Origin of the sequence: Methylobacter sp. BBA5.1 (genome assembly GCF_000746145.1) — a bacterium.
GTDB lineage: Bacteria > Pseudomonadota > Gammaproteobacteria > Methylococcales > Methylomonadaceae > Methylobacter > Methylobacter marinus.
Window position 1 is genome coordinate 1 of record NZ_JQKS01000038.1, and the last position, 15,585, is coordinate 15,585.

Consider the following 15,585-nt stretch of genomic DNA (forward strand, 5'->3'; position numbering starts at 1 on the left):
GCAGCGAGTGGAACCCTGATTTTGCCAATCAGGCTTGATTTTGAACACAGTTGCTGCATGGGCAGATATTTGCTCCTGCAATATCTGCATTTACCCCATCCCTGGGGCTCATGCAGGAGGTAGGTAGAAAACTGCTCCTGCGTTTTCGACATTCGCCACATCCCTGTGGCTTAGCACCAACAGTAGGCGCTTTAGGCGCAGCTTCCGCTCCTGCTCTCGCTAAGTACCTACATCCCTGTAGGCAACGCAGGAGCAGCGTAGCGGTGTGCCGAGGTCACGAATGCCTCCCAGGACAGGAAATGATTCCGTCATTTCTCTGCATTCACCCCATCCATGGGGATTATGGAGGCGGTAGAATGGGGTCTGGAACAGCCATCGAGAATACGAAGAAAATCATTCGATTAATTTCCATGCGGCGCAATACGGCTTTGCCTATTGCGCCTTATGAATTGCGCCTTATCGAGTTAGTGCTTACTGTGGCCGGGGCTAAGCGGTTTTGTCACCGTGCGAATTTGGTAAGACGCATGACACGCGACGCATTTGCTCATGGAGTCGCTCAATTGGCGTAGTGTGAGTTTAGGGTCTTTTTTTGATTCCGCGTCCGAAGCGATTTGATCAAAATCCTGATGCAAGGACATGCCCAACCCCATAAATTCTTTGGGCAACACACCCTTGAGGTGATCCTCGGCTTTATGCGCCATGCTCATACCTAAAGGACGGGCGTGTTGGGCAACCGCTGCCATGTCATCTTTGGAAAGTGCGGCCAAGATGTTTTGCGTGCCGGATAACAAAGCCCGCATTTCCTCAAGCACATGACCGCGTTGAGCCTCGGAAAGTTTGAGGGTTTGGCGATCGTCGTGGTCGCCTGCAAGCGCAGCGGTTGCTAGCAGCGAGTAGGCAATGATTGCTACTGATTTTTTCAATTGAAGCTCCTTGGTTGAAAGTTAAGTGGCCTAATGTTAAGCATAACCGGACGTAAACAGCTGAGCGCAACGTAGCTTTTTGCGGTCCGAGTTTATGCGTTTGTTATGCATTTTCTTCGTGTTTTTTCTGCCAGAAAGATAATTGATAATCATCATAATCTTCTGGATTATCAGGAATATAAAACTCAACGACGCAAGGCTTATTTGGGAAAAAGTATGCTAGCCTTGCCTCGTAGGTTTCTTTTAGTGCATTGCCTAATACAATCAACTTATCTGGAGAAATATCTTCACAACCACGATATTGTAAATCTGCTATATGTAGATGATTTATTACCCATTCCACAGACGCAGGAGTGCTTCCTTCTCGGGTTTCAAAACCTCGTATATTTTCAATAAATTGATCATCAACCGGTTCATCGCTTTGAAAAATATAGTCTTCAAATTCAATGAACTTAGGGCAGAAAATAGTTACATAGCCAACAGCCAAGGAAAAACTACCCGAACAACTAATCCAGCTTTCAAGGTCAATTCCTTGTCCATTGTTCCACACTCCTAATTCGTCTTTCATGCTGTCAGGTATGTTCATAGATTTTTACACATACCGCCGAAGTTCACCCGACGCGGGCCGCGGAGCGGTACGCGGTAGGGTGAGGCACCGATTTAGGCCCTGAACTCTCACAGCATCCCCAGCGCTTCAAGGCTTGCTTTTCCAATCGCAACACGTTTGCTTGCGTCGGATGCCTCCTGAATGTCGATATTTAATGCAAAGGTATACACGCGATCATCTTTTTGTACCCATCCGACCCACCAGCCAACACCACGGCCAGGCGCATTCTCCCAACCCGTTTTCCCATACAGTTGCCAATTATCACCTTGCTCTAAATAGACAATCTCTCGAACACTCTCTTGGACATCCTCACGTATTGGCAGCTTGCTCTGAGCCAGCCTAGCCAGAAATCTGGCCTGCTCGACTGCGCTAATCTTGAGCGGTCCTTTAAGCCAGAACGTATCGACGGTCGCACCTATATTCCTATTTCCATAGCCAAGCTTCGAGACGTTCGCGCGCATTCGCTCTAGGCCAACGCGACGGGCAAGCTCTTGGTAGATAGGGACATTGGACAGCGCGATAGCCTCACGCAATCCCATATCTTTTTCCCATGCATCGAAAGGCTGCGGCTTACCACCGTAGGGCAGGACATTATCAACACTATTTACCGCTCCGACAGAAAGGCCAATCAAGCTATTTGGAATCTTGAAGGTAGAGGCAGGAACGAAGCGCACTATAGAACGGGCCTGATTGTGACCGACAAATCTGCCTGCATCGACATCATATAGTACGAAAGTTCCTGTCACGCCTGCTTTTTTGAATAACTCCCCAACTGCGGCGCTGTCCTTCCAGTTTGTCGAGCAGCCTTGCAGGGTAAAAAGTGCGAGTAACGCGGTGAGTAGCTTCATGATATTCCTTCTTGGCATCACGCCAGAATTAGGCTACTCCGCCCGGATCGCCTTTATGTACTTCATAGCGCAACTCTGCCATACCGGTGCTCATCTGACGGACAGACACCAAGCACAAAACCGGACTTAACACCCTTCGGGGGAAAAGCGGCTTGCCCTTCACGAGGGTGGCTGAACCGATCTGCACGATCATTTCGTCCAGCAGGCCGGCATCATAGAATTGTCCAGCGAGATTACCGCCACCGACTATCCAGATGTTTTTTTTGTCAGCAGCAGCCCGCATTGCAGCATGGACGATGCGCACATCTCCATTGACGAATTGAATGTCCGCGCCTGCGATTACTGGAAGCTTGCGAGTGGAAAATATCCAAGCTGGCTGAGTATATGGCCACTTCGAGCCAGCCTCAGCAGCAACCTTATCTGCATTGCGCACCATCCATTCATAAGTTGCCGACCCCATGGCCAATGCACCCACATCCGCGATGAACTCTGGATAACTGGAGTTGTTCAAATCCCCGAGGGGGAAAAGCCAGTTCAACGAGTCATCTTCAGTTGCGATGAAGCCGTCAAGACTTGTGGCTGCGTAGTACTGAGTTTTCATAGCTTGTTTACTCGCCTCATGCTTCTGCCTAACGCACCGCTAACCCGCGCCGCCCCGCTGGTTCGCGGGAAGCACTCCGCCGCTTTCCTGCGTCTGGTTCAGCGGTTTGTTAGCATTACTGGACTCTACTGCTGAAGGCAGGTCTTTTTCCGTAGATTCAAAATCGGATAGTAGACCAATCGCGCCAGCGGAAAGCTCACCAAAAAAAGAGCTGCCGCAACGACCTTTGAAGCTCGATAAGCCTTCTCGCCGCGCTTGACTCGCTCCCACTCTTTCTTAAGCAGGGATATGGAGTTGTCGCGCAATTGGTCACACCCGGTGCGCGCTTCAATCAGCCTGCCCTTCATCATGTGCTGTCTCACCTCCTTCAGTGAGCGCAGGAATTCGTCATTGATTTTCCGAAGCTCCTTATCTTTCTCGTCGGGATTGACCCTCAGGATGACGGCTGTGTATGAACTAAGGGCTTGTTCATGCATCTCAGAAAATGAGGCGTAAAAATCCGAACGCTTCTTACCTTCGGGGTCATTTTTTTTATGCCCTCGTATACCGCGCTTAAGTGGACAATCGCAGATACGAATTTGCATATGTCTTCGCGGAGAGAGTTAATCCAATCCTGTCGGAACTCGGATACCTTCTGCTCCTTCGACATAACCAAGCTAAGGAATGAAAATGCGCCTGCTATTACGGCCGCTAAAACAGCGCCCGCGGCAATAAATGCCTGCGCCGGTAATTGCTCCATCGTTATTCCTTTCTAATGCTAATGCGAAGCTAACCGGGTGCGGGCCACGAAAGTTTGAAAAATTTATAAAGTGCCAAATGGCCGCGCTCCGGTTGAGCGCCATGTTGGACGAAGCCGCTACGCGGAGAAAAAGCTCCTGCGCCCGATTGTTTATAAAATGTAACCTCAAGCCCTCAATGCGAGAGCGTAGGGCGGAATAGCGAAGCGTGTTCAGCCGGATGTTAAATTTCCTGCGGCGCAATACGGCTTTGCCTATTGCGCCCTATGAATTGCGCCTTATCGCATTAATTCTAATCTGAGTGGTCTTGCCATGAGTGCGACTATAGCCTATTTATGCTGCATTGCAAGATCTGACCCCGTCTTTACTTAATCTGGAGATAGCCCCTAGCAACGCCCCTTAACTAACTCTTCATAAGGAGGGTAATTGCCTGCTATTTTCAAAAATTCTTCATATGCCGTACGAAGTTCCTCTTCCGCTAGAGAATAAGACAACAACTCATCCTCTAAATCAGCCAATTGCTCGTCATCTGGCGATAACAACTCAATTTCTTTTTCCAATCGCACAATTTTTTCATTTAGCACCTGCACGAGAGTAAAAACAGCTCTTCCACTTAAATTTGCCATTCTAGTCTCCTCTATTTTCTAGGCTTCGATAATTCAATCGCTCGTGCAACAGCATTTCGAGCTAAATTATCTAAAGCGCCTTTATAAGCATTTACCTGCATCAAGTTAGCTCGACTTTCAATCTGATAATGATTCGCCTGAAATCTGGAGTTATACCCAGTAAAACGTATTACCAGCGATTCAGGAATGACCGTACCTTCAGGGATAGGGAATGTAAACCATGAATTACCCTTAAAAACTTTATCTCGGTCAAACAAGGATGTACCACCTCCTGAATGCACCCACTCCTTATCACTGGACAAAACAACATCAGCTCCACGCATACGCCCATTAGATTGCAACCTTGGCTCAAAATCTGGATATAAAATTTCTGGTACAGCTTTGTCATCAACGATTGCTCCATCGGGAAACTGCTCAACCCTTACTGAGCGAAATAAATCAATATCTGTTTTCAACACAAACTCCTTTCTCCTTGTTACCTAATTCTAATGTTGGAAGCAACCGGCTGCTGCGCGCGGCAAGGTAGAGCCATAGGATGTGCCGACGAAAGGAGGCGCATCAATCGCGAAAGATACGCTTCGTTCCTCAGCACATCCTATGTTTAGCGCATCTTATGGCCTTTGACAACAAAAGCGCAGCGACGATAGGAGCGTAGTTTTTGGCGGTCAAGTTGACTCGCTGGTTATGCCATTGCACAAATAGACCTCCCGAGCGCCACAGCATCGAGCCTTACTTGCTTTATGTCGATTACCAAGCCTTTGAAGAAGGGGAGGCCTGCATTGCTTCTGTATTTGAGGGGAGTGTGCCTATATATTGCGCCATTGGTACTTTCAGGATACTTCAACGCCTGGTAATAATCATCGATGGAAATGGACGACTGGGAACAGAACGAAGCCAATGGCTCAGGCAGTTTTTCCTTAGCAATGTAACGAGATAGCAAGGTACTCAAGCTATGGTTGGGAAAGAGTTCTTCAAATCGCTTCAATAAATCCGAGAGCTTATGGTTCTTCTTTTCTAGCTTTCCTTTCGATGCAAGAAACCCTTTCAGGAGGACTTCAATGCCATGATAGAAATCGAATAGCAGAGGCACAACAAGACTATGGTCTGACCACTTTGTCTCTGATGCGTATCGCTCCAATGAAATTTCGTCATCTGAGACAACGACGAACTGGTTGCCTTGCTGGATGGTTTCATTCGCAACTGTTTCAACTAAATGAAGATACTGTATGCCGACTGTCCAGTACCCTAAAGCTTCATCAAATTCAGAGTTTCTCATATGCATAACGCCCCGCATCACCGGATCGCGTAGCGGAGCGATTCCGTGTGAATGCGATTGTTATGACAAACTATCCCAGAAAATAATTTAAAGTTCTTATACATTTGATAAGATTACAGCCGTAAATCTCGTTGGTTTTTTCACAGCCACCACTTACAAGACTTACAACCTTCCCGTCTTCTCCAATAATGGGGGCACCACTACAGCCTTGAAACATTTCATGTCCGGGATGCGTTTCAGGCAATTTAAAGTACAACATATCATTTTCCACTCTATCAAACTTCAATCCATGATAAATATGTTGAGTGGTTTCAAAAGCATTTAAATCCGGAAATAATGTAGGCTTGATATCACCAGAGAACCCATAGTACGTATCTTTATTTGGTTCGCTAATGTCATCAACCGAAAACACAGGTCTTTCTTTAAGTTCCAGTGTCTCACCCTTCCAGTTCCTATTGTGATAAAAGCTCTTGAAATCTGGGCGAACAGGATGGAAAGAGAATTCTACATCTTTTATCGTTTTTTTATCTCCAGAGAAATCAGCTAAATAACTAAATTCATTTAAAAACAAAACTTCAATTTTTTGAAGTTCATCATCGAACTTTACCTGGGCGCTCCATTTTGATGATTTTTTTGCAACGTGAAATACAGTTAATAAGAAACGACCTCCTTTGAGATCAAGAAGGCAGCCAGAACCAAAACCACAAGGCACGTCATGATCATCGTGTTTTCTCAGCTGAACACTCGAGTATTTTATTAGATCTTTCCAATCCATCGTTTTAAGTCATAACAAGTTATTATCTAGGTCGGGCCAGCATATGTCTTTGTCCAGTTTATTGTCAAGATGAGCTTCAATGCCTGATTTTCTAAACGGTTTAACCTACATTTATGCATGATAAACAGATCGGGATAATTCCAAAGCCACGTTCTGAATGACCGAAATATTGGCCTAAACTAACATTTGAAAGATAGGATGAATAGACCGGTTTGGGTCGCTATGGATAGCTATCCATAGCGACCCAAAGCAGCCAGTTGCCTTGCTTTGGTGGAATGCCAGGTTTGCTAATCCAGTTTTACCGAAAAATAATGGCATTCCCGAAAGATCTTAAAGAATATGCATTGAAATTTAAGGCCCGATAGAAAGTTTTCTGCAGATGAATAAAAACGTCTGTGTCTGAGTCTAATTGCCCGAACATTTAAAAACCCTATCAAAAAATGTTCAAGCTTTATCTCTAAGATTAATAACTACTCTATAAAACCGAGGAGACTTAGAATGAAAAAACTTCTGTTAGCAATGACGACATCGGCTTTAGTTACCTTAATGCCATCCCTATCAATCGCTGGCGCATCAGATAGTTGTAAAGCTTGTCACAATGGTTCGATTGCGCCAACCTTCGACACTTTAAAAAGTAAATACACAACAGTTGATGAATTAGTTGCAGCTGCTAAAAATTCCAAAAATGACATGATGAAAGCCGTTCAAGCCGATGAAGCTAAATTAAAAGCTGCGGCCGAAGAAATCATGAAGGAATAGGCTGAGTCATCCAACTCAATAAACCATAAAAAAAACGGGTATAAACCTAAGGAACCTCGAAAAAACTGTGCTTTTGGGCGCACTTTAATCAAAGGGGGACTCGATTGATTTCCCCCTTTGATACTTCGACTCGGCTCACCCCGCGATGTATGAATGTACGATCCTTGGTCGGCGGGGATTAGCCTGTGACAGCTGGCATCAATTTCTTAATCAGCTCCTGCTGTTTCTGATAGGCATCGGGCAGACTGCCATATTTCAAGGAAGCGGTACAATCATCCAGTGCCTCCTGCAGTCGGCCTAGCCGCATATGCGCATAACAGCGATTGTTGTAGCTGACAGCAAGATCCTCTTTGCTTTGAGTCTCTTCATCAAAAAGAAACGAATACTGATTGAGAGCCGCCAGCATATTCACCATATCGTTGCGTTCGCCATGGATGACGGAAATTTCAATCGCTGCGGAAGATTGGTAACTGCGACCTTCAGAAGCCGCGACAACGCTAAAATCTTGCAGCGCGGCATCTGACTGTCCTAGTGCCTTATAGGACTTCCCACGCCAAAAGCGGGTTTGAATATCGGCCCCATTATCAATCAGGCCAGTACATTCCTGCACAGCCGCGGCATAAAGTTTCAAGCGGTAATAAGCGTGACACTTCAAGAAGCGGTATTCATTGAAGGCATTTCCGCCCATCGCGCTCGCTGCATTCTGATAGGCGATCACATTAACAAACTGCGAGGTCTTGCTATAAACATCGGAGAGATCATCATAAATTGCCGATAGAGCCATGGCCTTTTCCTCTTCATCGGGGAAAAGGGCGTGGTCAATATCGACAAGGGCTTCTTTATACTTTTTTTCGGCATTTTCATAGTGGCCATTGCGGTACCAGGTCTTGCCAGTGAGTTCGTCAAGCATGTAGTTGTTATGCCCGGCATTATTATCAACCAACTGATTTTGACTCCCCATACGGTCGGCAGCCAATTGCAGAATATTGCCCGCATAGCGTTCACCTCCCCGTGTTTTTATCATATCCAGCAAAATAGGCCTTAGTGCCAGGTTAAACTGATGAGTGTCGGTCTTGTTATAAAGATTCAAGGCGGCATAGACCTGATCCGCCAGCGTGGAACTGATGATTTTACTCATGACGGTATCAATGCATTGCTTCAGATCCTCGCCTTCGATTGAATTGCAGGCGACCTGAGCCGTATCAAGAAGGCTTGCATAAAGCTCCACGTAAAGCAGCTTGAGCGGAGAATGATCAGGGGCTTTGCCGGCATAACGTTCGGTAAAGGCGTACATGGCTTCCGGCGAGCCGCCCCATTTGGGCATCAGTGTTTTAAGGCGCAAGGCATAAAGCGCGTAATAGTCGGGGTATTTTTTTATCGAGTCCTGAAAGGCGTTTTCCATCGCGTCCGTATTGCCATTGGCGGACATGATCTTGAGCAATATGAAATAGCCGAAAGGATTATTAGCATCCACGTGGATGGATTTGATCGCATCCTCGGTCGCCAATTTTAAATAATTCCGAAACGCAAGCAGACGATCGTCTTGCGTTTTGGAGGCAAAGTCATAGCCCCGCATCTGCCAACCAGCCTTCAAATAATACTGGGCGCGAATCATATATGCGATGGCGGACTCTTTATCCTGCTTCAGCCAGTCGTTCATATTTTTTAAAAAAGCGTCATTCTTTTCTCTGGGAATGATGTTATCCATGAAAAGATGAAAGGGATAAAAACGCCAGTTTTGTAACTGGCTGCGAGCAAGCATCTCGGCACTGATTTGATTGGCGGCCGCATAATCGCCGCGCTGGATAGCTGCTTTGGCGGCCAGGGCCTTTTCCGATGGCAAGAGGAAAGTACGCGGCTTGTCGAGGAGTTTCGCCGTTTCCTGTTCGATAGTGGCGATCAATGGGGTTTTGTCGGCAATAGTCTTTGTCGAGGCGTCACCCCCGCTGACGCTTTTTAAATTTAGCCACCCGGCCTCGAATACGGCATTCATGCCTGCCCATAATGAGACAATGGCGATACCGCCTACGATCAATAAAGTAGGTGACAAAAACTTTTTCCGGGGGGCGTTCTTATTAACGCTCATGAGTTATCTCCTTGTAGAATTAACGATTATCTATCAGTAACCGGCCGATTCGCGGAATGTGTTGGCGAAACAGGATTTGCATCGCGGAGGCGGCGGGCACATCAAAGGGAGGGGGCAGACTCTGAGGTATCCCCACAAAATAGCCATAAAAAACAATTTGCTATAGATATAAATTGATAGATAAAGTGGTTTTTTTCGGGTCTCACTGCTGTAAATCTTAATCTTTCAGCTTTACCGGAGAGGCCCTATGTCGACCATGAGTTTACTCCATAATCTGATCCAACAGGCGCTTCCTGAACTTCATCGAACCCGGCTTAAAGCGCTCATGGCGGCCGTAGAGGCCGGCTTGAAAGGTGTTTCGGTATCACTGACGACGCTGGGACGAGTGCTTTCCGGGCCAGCCTATATCAAACACAAAATTAAGCGTATTGACCGTCGCCTTGGTAACCCCAATATCAACAGGCAGCGCGCAAAAAAGAGCCCGGGTTATTGGTTATATCGCCTTCGCTGAAGGATTATACGCCGGTTGAGGTCGTGAATTATTATCGTGCTCGCATGCCAATAGAAGAAGGCTTCCGAGACACGAAGAGCACGCATTACGGGAAGGACTTAACCCAAGACAGCCGGATAAGCGCCGACCGCCACGCGAATCTGTTGTTGATTGCAGCGCTCATTATTTTTGCGCTTTGGCTGGTCGGGCTCGGTTTAAAAGGAACGGCCATTGACACACTGGAAGCGGAACCGCTATTTCCGCCGCCAAGGGCTGCGAAATTGGGTGTTCTCGACACGGATTCAGGATAAGCAAGGAGAATCCATACCGCTGGACCTGTTCAGCGCCGCCTCGGTGGCGATTGTTCGGCATATCAAGATCAAAGCTGACGCATCGCCCTATGATCCCGCCTATGACGACTATTTTGCCCGGCGTAAAGCATCACGCCGGGTGAATCCGTTCATATGGGCTGGAATGGTAGCACAAGCTGAATAGCTCCAGTACGGTAATCGGGTTGCCGGGCCGTTAACTCGGCTTTATAAAGGCTTGAGCGGTGTGACGGGAAACTGTCATGCACCGTTCTTAGGGGAGGGCAAGGCAGTAATGTCTTGTCCTTACCCGGCAAGAAAAAAACAGACTATTCCAATAAAAGCAGCCATTGGAAATTAATAAATTTACGGTTAGCTGACCTGCCGCTATGTGCCATTAAGGGACTGTCATCACGAATCAAAACGTTGGTAACAATGGACAGGTTAATCTCATTTGCAGCCATTTGAGCTTCTTGACTAAATACGACGAGCTTGGATCGAGGGCCGCTCTACTTCATATCTAGCACGTTTTGTAGTGGGGATTACCATTTAGAACGACGATTGCGGGGTTTTCAGAAACTCGATCTCGTCTTCTGTTGATACGCGGCCTAGAATTTTATTCCGATGCGGATATCGGCCGAAACGCTCAATGATTGCCTTATGCCTCAGCTCAAACTCGAGGTTGCCTTCCATTCCGGGTTGGCTGAACAGTGATACCGCAAGCGTGTGTATCGGCAACGATTCGCTGTGCATGTATGGCATGTAGAGAAAGGCTCGCTGCATAGCATTCAACTCGTAGTCGGCGTTGAATTGAACGGCTGTTTGCGCCAAAGCCAACGCGAGGTTATCGCAAGCAAAAGCCTTTGGATGATCCCGATAAATATTGCGCGAAAATTGGTCGAGAATAATGATTTCGGCCAGCCGACCTTTCGCCGATTCTCGCCAAGCATACAGTTCACAGTGTTCCGCGGCAACGTGCAAGGCACCGAAGCGGGACTCTATTTGCCGATCCAAGACGTCGGAGCGAGTCCACCATTGCTGGGGTGTAATCTCTTCAAACCAAAAAGTCAGTACGTCATCCGGTGTTTGTTGCACTGTTTTCATTTTTTGCCCTTTCATATTTCTCATCGTACTGCATAAATTCTGCCGCCTATTGCTCTCCAGCAAGCCATCAATTTTATAAATGGCAGCATGAGGAAACATCATTTAACACCCCGTCAGTACTTCGGTACTGTGTGTTGGAACTCAATCAAGATTAGGGGAATAACATGAAAAAACTCACCCGATTGACCTGCGCACTGTTATTGGCAAGTCTCGAGGCTTTGGCAGATGATAGCTCGCATTTTGACGTGTTAGCGAATCTGGAAACGGGTCCGGGCAATGTGACGGCGACTGCTGACGGACGAGTCATCATGAGCCAGCACCCGTTTTATCAACCCGAATATACGGTCGTTGAGTATAAGGATCAAAAACTGGTGCCATTTCCTTCGCACGACTTGGCGGCCACGGACTCGACTGCAGCCTTGAAGCTGGACTCGGTGTTAGGCATACGATCCGATGCCAATGGCGTGGTGTGGATGTTGGACAATGGCATGCGCAGCGGCGTGACACCGAAACTGGTCGGCTGGAATACCAAAACCAATAAACTGCAGCGTTTGATTTACCTGCCTGCCCCTATCGCGCCCAAAGATGCGTTCGTCAACGATTTTGCTTTGGATACCCAACACAGTCACGCTTTTATTAGCGACCCGGCGGGTGGCAATAACGCCGCATTGATTGTGGTCAACCTCTATACCGGTGCCGCGCGGCGTGTGCTGGAAGGCCATGCCAGCGTGCTCCCGGAAAATGTCGATCTCATCATCGATAACGTGCCCATTCAGTTAGCAACCCCGTCAGGCGAAAAAGTCAGGCCGCACATCGGGGTGAATCCCATCACCGAAGATTTGACCAACGAATGGGTTTATTTTGGACCGATGCATGGCCTCAGTCTTTACCGGATTAAAGCAGCCGACCTGATTAACGAGAGTTTAACCGCCGAGCAACTCGCCAACCGGGTTGAGCGTTATAGCGACAAACCCATTTCCGACGGTATCAGCATCGACAAGCAGAATAATATTTATTTGGGTGATCTCACCAATAATGCCATTGGCATCATCGGTTCTGACCGCAAATACCGACAACTCGCCCAGGACCCAAGATTGTCCTGGGTCGATTCATTCAGTTTTGGCCCCAATGGGCAGTTGTATGCGGTGGTCAACCGATTGCACCGCTCTGCCATGCTGAACAGTGGGGATGCCCAGTCGAAACCGCCTTACTATTTGTTGCAAGTCAAAGCCCTGGCTGCCGGCCTGCCAGGACGTTAAAGCACAATATCAAGCGAATCTATCATTCGGCCTATTGCTGCGATTTGTTCGCGCAGCCAGCAATGGGCCGGATCTTTTTCTCGCAATGGGTGCCAGATCATAACCAAGTCGTAATCCGGCAAATCGAGGGGCACCGGGAGAATATTCAATGCGACCATTTTGCTAAACGCCACGGCCAGGCGATAAGGTAAAGACAAAATCATGTCGGTCTGCGTAACGATCAAAGGCGCAGACAGGAAATGCGGCACGATCAGCTTAATTCGACGCTCCAGCCCCAGTTCCGCCAATTTGGCATCGATGACTCCGACCTGGCTACCTGTTCGCGAAATGAGCATGTGCGGAGCGTCCAAATAGTGCTCCAGAATCGGATTGGCGGAGATTTTGGGATGATTTTTACGTACCGCACAAGCCATGCGGTCCTTAAAGAGATGTTCACAAATCAAATGCGCGGGGGGCTCGAGTACCGAGGCAAAACCCAACACCACATCCAGACTGCCATTTTCCAATTGCATCATGGGAAATGCTGATTCGGTACGTTTGATATGAATGTCGACACCGGGGGCGGCTTGCTCGATTAAGCGGGATAAATCGGGTAGCAGCAAAAATTCCATGTAATCGGTCGCGGCCAGCGTAAAACGACGCTGACTGGATGCCGGGTCGAAGGCTTGCGGCGGTTCCAGTAGCCCTTCCATTTCCCGCAACAAGTTGCGTACCGGTTCCACTAAAGCCAATGCACGATCAGTGGGCTGCATGCCGTTTGGCGTTTTGACCAGCAGCGGATCGTCAAGCTGTTGACGTAGGCGATGCAAGGTATGACTCATAGCCGATTGCGTGACAAACATGCGTTCGGCGGCCCGCGTGACATTGCGTTCCTGCATCAGCACATCGAAAGCCAACAATAGGTTCAAGTCGAAGCTGCGGAGATTGGACATGGTCTATCCTCACTAAAAATTGGCTTCATGGTAACAAAAACCGTGAATGACCGGCATGAACGGTCTTGATGGTGCGATGAACCTTATACATTTAACAGCCGGACGATTTTCACCTACCTTAATCCCTCAGGCGTGTCGTCTAGCCTATACGGTTTACCCCCTCAGGCCAAGCCTCGGCTGGCGACGCGTCCAAATGATCATGCGACGACTGTCGTTCATTACAAGACTTTAGAGGGATTCACTATGTCCGCACACATTCCTGTTTCAACCTTCAAGCCATACCGGGGCGAAAAAGCCCGGCTGGCACGCGCCTATGACTATCTGATTTTGGTCCTGGCGCTGTTTTTATTCATCGGTTCGTTTCACCTGCATTTCGCACTCACGGTCGGCGATTGGGACTTCTGGGTCGATTGGAAAGATCGACAATGGTGGCCTTTGGTGACGCCGTTGATCGGCATTACGTTTCCGGCCGCCGTTCAAGCCGTATTGTGGGATAAGTTTCGTTTGCCTTTGGGGGCTACCCTATGTGTCACAGCGTTATTGCTCGGCACCTGGGTTACCCGCGTATTTGCCTATCACTACTGGAACTATTTCCCCATCAACATGGTGTTGCCGGCTACGATGCTACCGGGAGCCTTGGTTCTGGACGCTTTGTTAATGTTAACTAACAGCCTGACCATCACCTCCATCTTTGGCGGCGCCGCGTTTGCCTTGCTGTTTTACCCCAGCAACTGGCCGATCTTCGGCATGTTCCACCAACCGGTCGAATACGCCAATAGCCAGCTCACCGTTGCCGATTTGTTCGGCTTTCAATACATTCGCACGGGCATGCCGGAATACCTCCGCATCATCGAGCGCGGCACCTTGCGAACCTACGGCCAATACGCAACACCCTTGTCAGCCTTTTGTTCGGCGCTGTTGTGTTCGCTGATGTACCCCTTATGGTGGCATATCGGCAAGTGGTTTGCCAGCACCCGATACCTGACCAAAATCTAAGGAGGAGCCGTCATGAAAGCTACTTTTAAACTTTGGCTGCTAGCCTTAATCGGTCTGACTGTATTGTCCGGTTTGCCGATGTCATCCGCCCAGGCCCACGGCGAAAAAGCGCTGGAGCCATTCATTCGCATGCGGACGATACAATGGTACGACGTGCAATGGTCCACGCAAAAATTCAATGTCGATGATGAAGTCAGTGTCAGCGGCAAGTTCCATGTCGCTGAAGACTGGCCGATCAGCGTCCCCAAGCCGGAGGCTTCATTTTTGAATATCTCCACACCCGGCCCGGTTCTGATTCGGACTGAGCGTTATTTAAACGGTAAGCCTTGGGTCAACTCGGTTGCGTTACAGCCCGGTGGCGATTACGAGTTCAAGGTGGTTCTGAAGGGCCGTTTACCGGGGCGTTATCATATCCACCCATTTTTCAACCTGAAGGATGCCGGACAAGTCATGGGGCCCGGCGCCTGGCTGGAAATTGGCGGTGCAGCCTCTGACTTTAGCAACACTATCAAGACTATCAGCGGCGAAGCCATCGATATGGAAAGCTTCGGCCTGGGCAATGGTATTTTCTTGCATCTGTTTTGGGGCTTACTGGCTGCCGCTTGGTTGATCTGGTGGGTGTGCCGGCCCTTGTTCATCAGCCGTTATCGCATGTTGGAGGCTGGATTGGAGCATGAACTCGTCACTAAAAACGACAAACTGATCGCCAAGCTGATACTGGTAGGCGTGCCGGTTTTAGTGCTGGTTCTGAATGAGATCACGGCCAACCGCTACCCGGATGCCATTCCGTTGCAAGCCGGGTTGGATCAAATTTTACCGCTACCGGCTCAGGTCAATGCCGGCACGGTCAACGTCGACACGCTGAAAGCGGAATACAACGTCGCACAACGGTCCATGGTACTGCAAGTCAAAGTCGACAACCGCAGCCAAAGCCCGGTAAGAATTGGTGAATTCTCGACCTCCAATGTCCACTTCTTAAACCCTGCCTTGAGTTTGAGCGGCGTTATGACAGGTGATAACGATATCACAAGCCCAGGGCTGAGTATCGACGATGACAAACCGATAGAGCCGGGCGAGCAGCGGGTGGTTACCCTTATCGCACGCGATGCGGCCTGGGAATCCGAGAAACTCGATGGCTTGATTCGGGATGCCGACAGCCGCATTGGCGGATTACTTTTCCTGTATGACGAACTGTTGGGCCAACGTTATATCTCCAGCATTTCCGCCGCCGTCATACCCAAATTCAGTTAATTTTAGG

At 48.4% G+C, this 15,585-nt stretch carries 19 protein-coding genes; 7 read left to right on the top strand and 12 right to left on the bottom strand.

Annotated features, from left to right (window positions below; all coding sequences use genetic code 11):
• Positions 1 to 464 precede the first annotated feature (464 nt).
• The 9 genes from EK22_RS18725 to EK22_RS18765 form a co-directional block, all read right to left on the bottom strand.
• The gene (locus EK22_RS18725; RefSeq protein ID WP_036253472.1) at positions 465 to 923 is read right to left on the bottom strand and encodes a hypothetical protein; all 459 of its coding nucleotides are present in this window, start codon (positions 921 to 923) and stop codon (positions 465 to 467) included.
• A gap of 103 nt (positions 924 to 1,026) precedes the next feature.
• A complete protein-coding gene (locus EK22_RS18730) occupies positions 1,027 to 1,491 on the bottom strand; it encodes a hypothetical protein (RefSeq protein ID WP_152565148.1) in 465 nt (154 codons plus the stop codon).
• Between the two features lie 107 nt (positions 1,492 to 1,598).
• On the bottom strand, positions 1,599 to 2,381 hold the full coding sequence (blaOXA, locus tag EK22_RS18735) for a class D beta-lactamase (RefSeq protein ID WP_369798230.1): 783 nt from the start codon (positions 2,379 to 2,381) through the stop codon (positions 1,599 to 1,601).
• Between the two features lie 25 nt (positions 2,382 to 2,406).
• Positions 2,407 to 2,979 (bottom strand): dihydrofolate reductase family protein, encoded by a 573-nt coding sequence (locus EK22_RS18740; protein ID WP_020159512.1) that lies wholly within the window; start codon positions 2,977 to 2,979, stop codon positions 2,407 to 2,409.
• Positions 2,980 to 3,104: 125 nt separating this feature from the next.
• Positions 3,105 to 3,563: a hypothetical protein gene (locus EK22_RS18745; protein ID WP_020159513.1), complete on the bottom strand. Its 459-nt coding sequence runs from the start codon at positions 3,561 to 3,563 to the stop codon at positions 3,105 to 3,107.
• A 539-nt stretch (positions 3,564 to 4,102) separates the two neighbouring features.
• Positions 4,103 to 4,342, bottom strand: a complete 240-nt coding sequence (locus EK22_RS18750; protein ID WP_036253474.1) for a Tsi2 family anti-toxin — start codon at positions 4,340 to 4,342, stop codon at positions 4,103 to 4,105.
• Positions 4,343 to 4,353: 11 nt separating this feature from the next.
• Entirely contained in the window at positions 4,354 to 4,797 is a 444-nt protein-coding gene (locus EK22_RS18755; protein WP_036293082.1) for a Tse2 family ADP-ribosyltransferase toxin, read from the bottom strand.
• Between the two features lie 227 nt (positions 4,798 to 5,024).
• Positions 5,025 to 5,618 (bottom strand): HEPN domain-containing protein, encoded by a 594-nt coding sequence (locus tag EK22_RS18760; protein WP_161786469.1) that lies wholly within the window; start codon positions 5,616 to 5,618, stop codon positions 5,025 to 5,027.
• Between the two features lie 70 nt (positions 5,619 to 5,688).
• The gene (locus EK22_RS18765; RefSeq protein WP_036253482.1) at positions 5,689 to 6,393 is read right to left on the bottom strand and encodes a hypothetical protein; all 705 of its coding nucleotides are present in this window, start codon (positions 6,391 to 6,393) and stop codon (positions 5,689 to 5,691) included.
• Between the two features lie 498 nt (positions 6,394 to 6,891).
• Between EK22_RS18765 and EK22_RS18770 the strand changes: the two genes are divergently transcribed.
• Positions 6,892 to 7,152 carry a hypothetical protein gene (locus tag EK22_RS18770; RefSeq protein ID WP_036253484.1) on the top strand — a complete coding sequence of 87 codons (261 nt, stop codon included), beginning with the start codon at positions 6,892 to 6,894 and terminating at the stop codon, positions 7,150 to 7,152.
• A gap of 178 nt (positions 7,153 to 7,330) precedes the next feature.
• On the opposite strand, the gene EK22_RS18775 is transcribed toward EK22_RS18770, so the two are convergent.
• The gene (locus tag EK22_RS18775) at positions 7,331 to 9,238 is read right to left on the bottom strand and encodes a DUF4034 domain-containing protein (RefSeq protein ID WP_036253488.1); all 1,908 of its coding nucleotides are present in this window, start codon (positions 9,236 to 9,238) and stop codon (positions 7,331 to 7,333) included.
• A gap of 247 nt (positions 9,239 to 9,485) precedes the next feature.
• Here EK22_RS18775 and EK22_RS18780 point away from each other — a divergent pair, with 247 nt between their 5' ends.
• The 3 genes from EK22_RS18780 to EK22_RS18790 are packed head-to-tail and all read left to right on the top strand — an operon-like array spanning position 9,486 to position 10,223.
• Positions 9,486 to 9,749, top strand: a complete 264-nt coding sequence (locus EK22_RS18780; protein ID WP_051961970.1) for a hypothetical protein — start codon at positions 9,486 to 9,488, stop codon at positions 9,747 to 9,749.
• Between the two features lie 23 nt (positions 9,750 to 9,772).
• Positions 9,773 to 10,039 (top strand): hypothetical protein, encoded by a 267-nt coding sequence (locus EK22_RS25615; protein ID WP_369798231.1) that lies wholly within the window; start codon positions 9,773 to 9,775, stop codon positions 10,037 to 10,039.
• Complete coding sequence (locus EK22_RS18790) at positions 9,960 to 10,223, top strand: hypothetical protein (protein WP_020159522.1); 264 nt, start codon at positions 9,960 to 9,962, stop codon at positions 10,221 to 10,223. The genes EK22_RS25615 and EK22_RS18790 overlap by 80 nt, the downstream gene beginning before the upstream one ends.
• Positions 10,224 to 10,585: 362 nt before the next feature.
• Here EK22_RS18790 and EK22_RS18795 read toward each other — a convergent pair whose 3' ends face one another.
• Entirely contained in the window at positions 10,586 to 11,242 is a 657-nt protein-coding gene (locus EK22_RS18795; protein ID WP_235209450.1) for a DUF924 family protein, read from the bottom strand.
• 62 nt (positions 11,243 to 11,304) lie between these two features.
• Here EK22_RS18795 and EK22_RS18800 point away from each other — a divergent pair, with 62 nt between their 5' ends.
• Entirely contained in the window at positions 11,305 to 12,399 is a 1,095-nt protein-coding gene (locus EK22_RS18800) for an L-dopachrome tautomerase-related protein (protein ID WP_081917971.1), read from the top strand.
• Here EK22_RS18800 and EK22_RS18805 read toward each other — a convergent pair.
• Complete coding sequence (locus EK22_RS18805; RefSeq protein ID WP_036253493.1) at positions 12,396 to 13,331, bottom strand: LysR family transcriptional regulator; 936 nt, start codon at positions 13,329 to 13,331, stop codon at positions 12,396 to 12,398. The two genes, EK22_RS18800 and EK22_RS18805, sit on opposite strands and share 4 nt — an antisense overlap.
• Positions 13,332 to 13,574: 243 nt before the next feature.
• Here EK22_RS18805 and amoA point away from each other — a divergent pair, with 243 nt between their 5' ends.
• Together amoA and amoB are read left to right on the top strand one after the other, a co-directional pair.
• Positions 13,575 to 14,327, top strand: coding sequence for a bacterial ammonia monooxygenase, subunit AmoA (gene amoA / locus EK22_RS18810; protein WP_020159526.1), 753 nt, complete (start codon positions 13,575 to 13,577; stop codon positions 14,325 to 14,327).
• 12 nt (positions 14,328 to 14,339) lie between these two features.
• Entirely contained in the window at positions 14,340 to 15,578 is a 1,239-nt protein-coding gene (gene amoB / locus EK22_RS18815; RefSeq protein WP_036253495.1) for a bacterial ammonia monooxygenase, subunit AmoB, read from the top strand.
• The last annotated feature ends 7 nt before the right edge of the window (positions 15,579 to 15,585 follow it).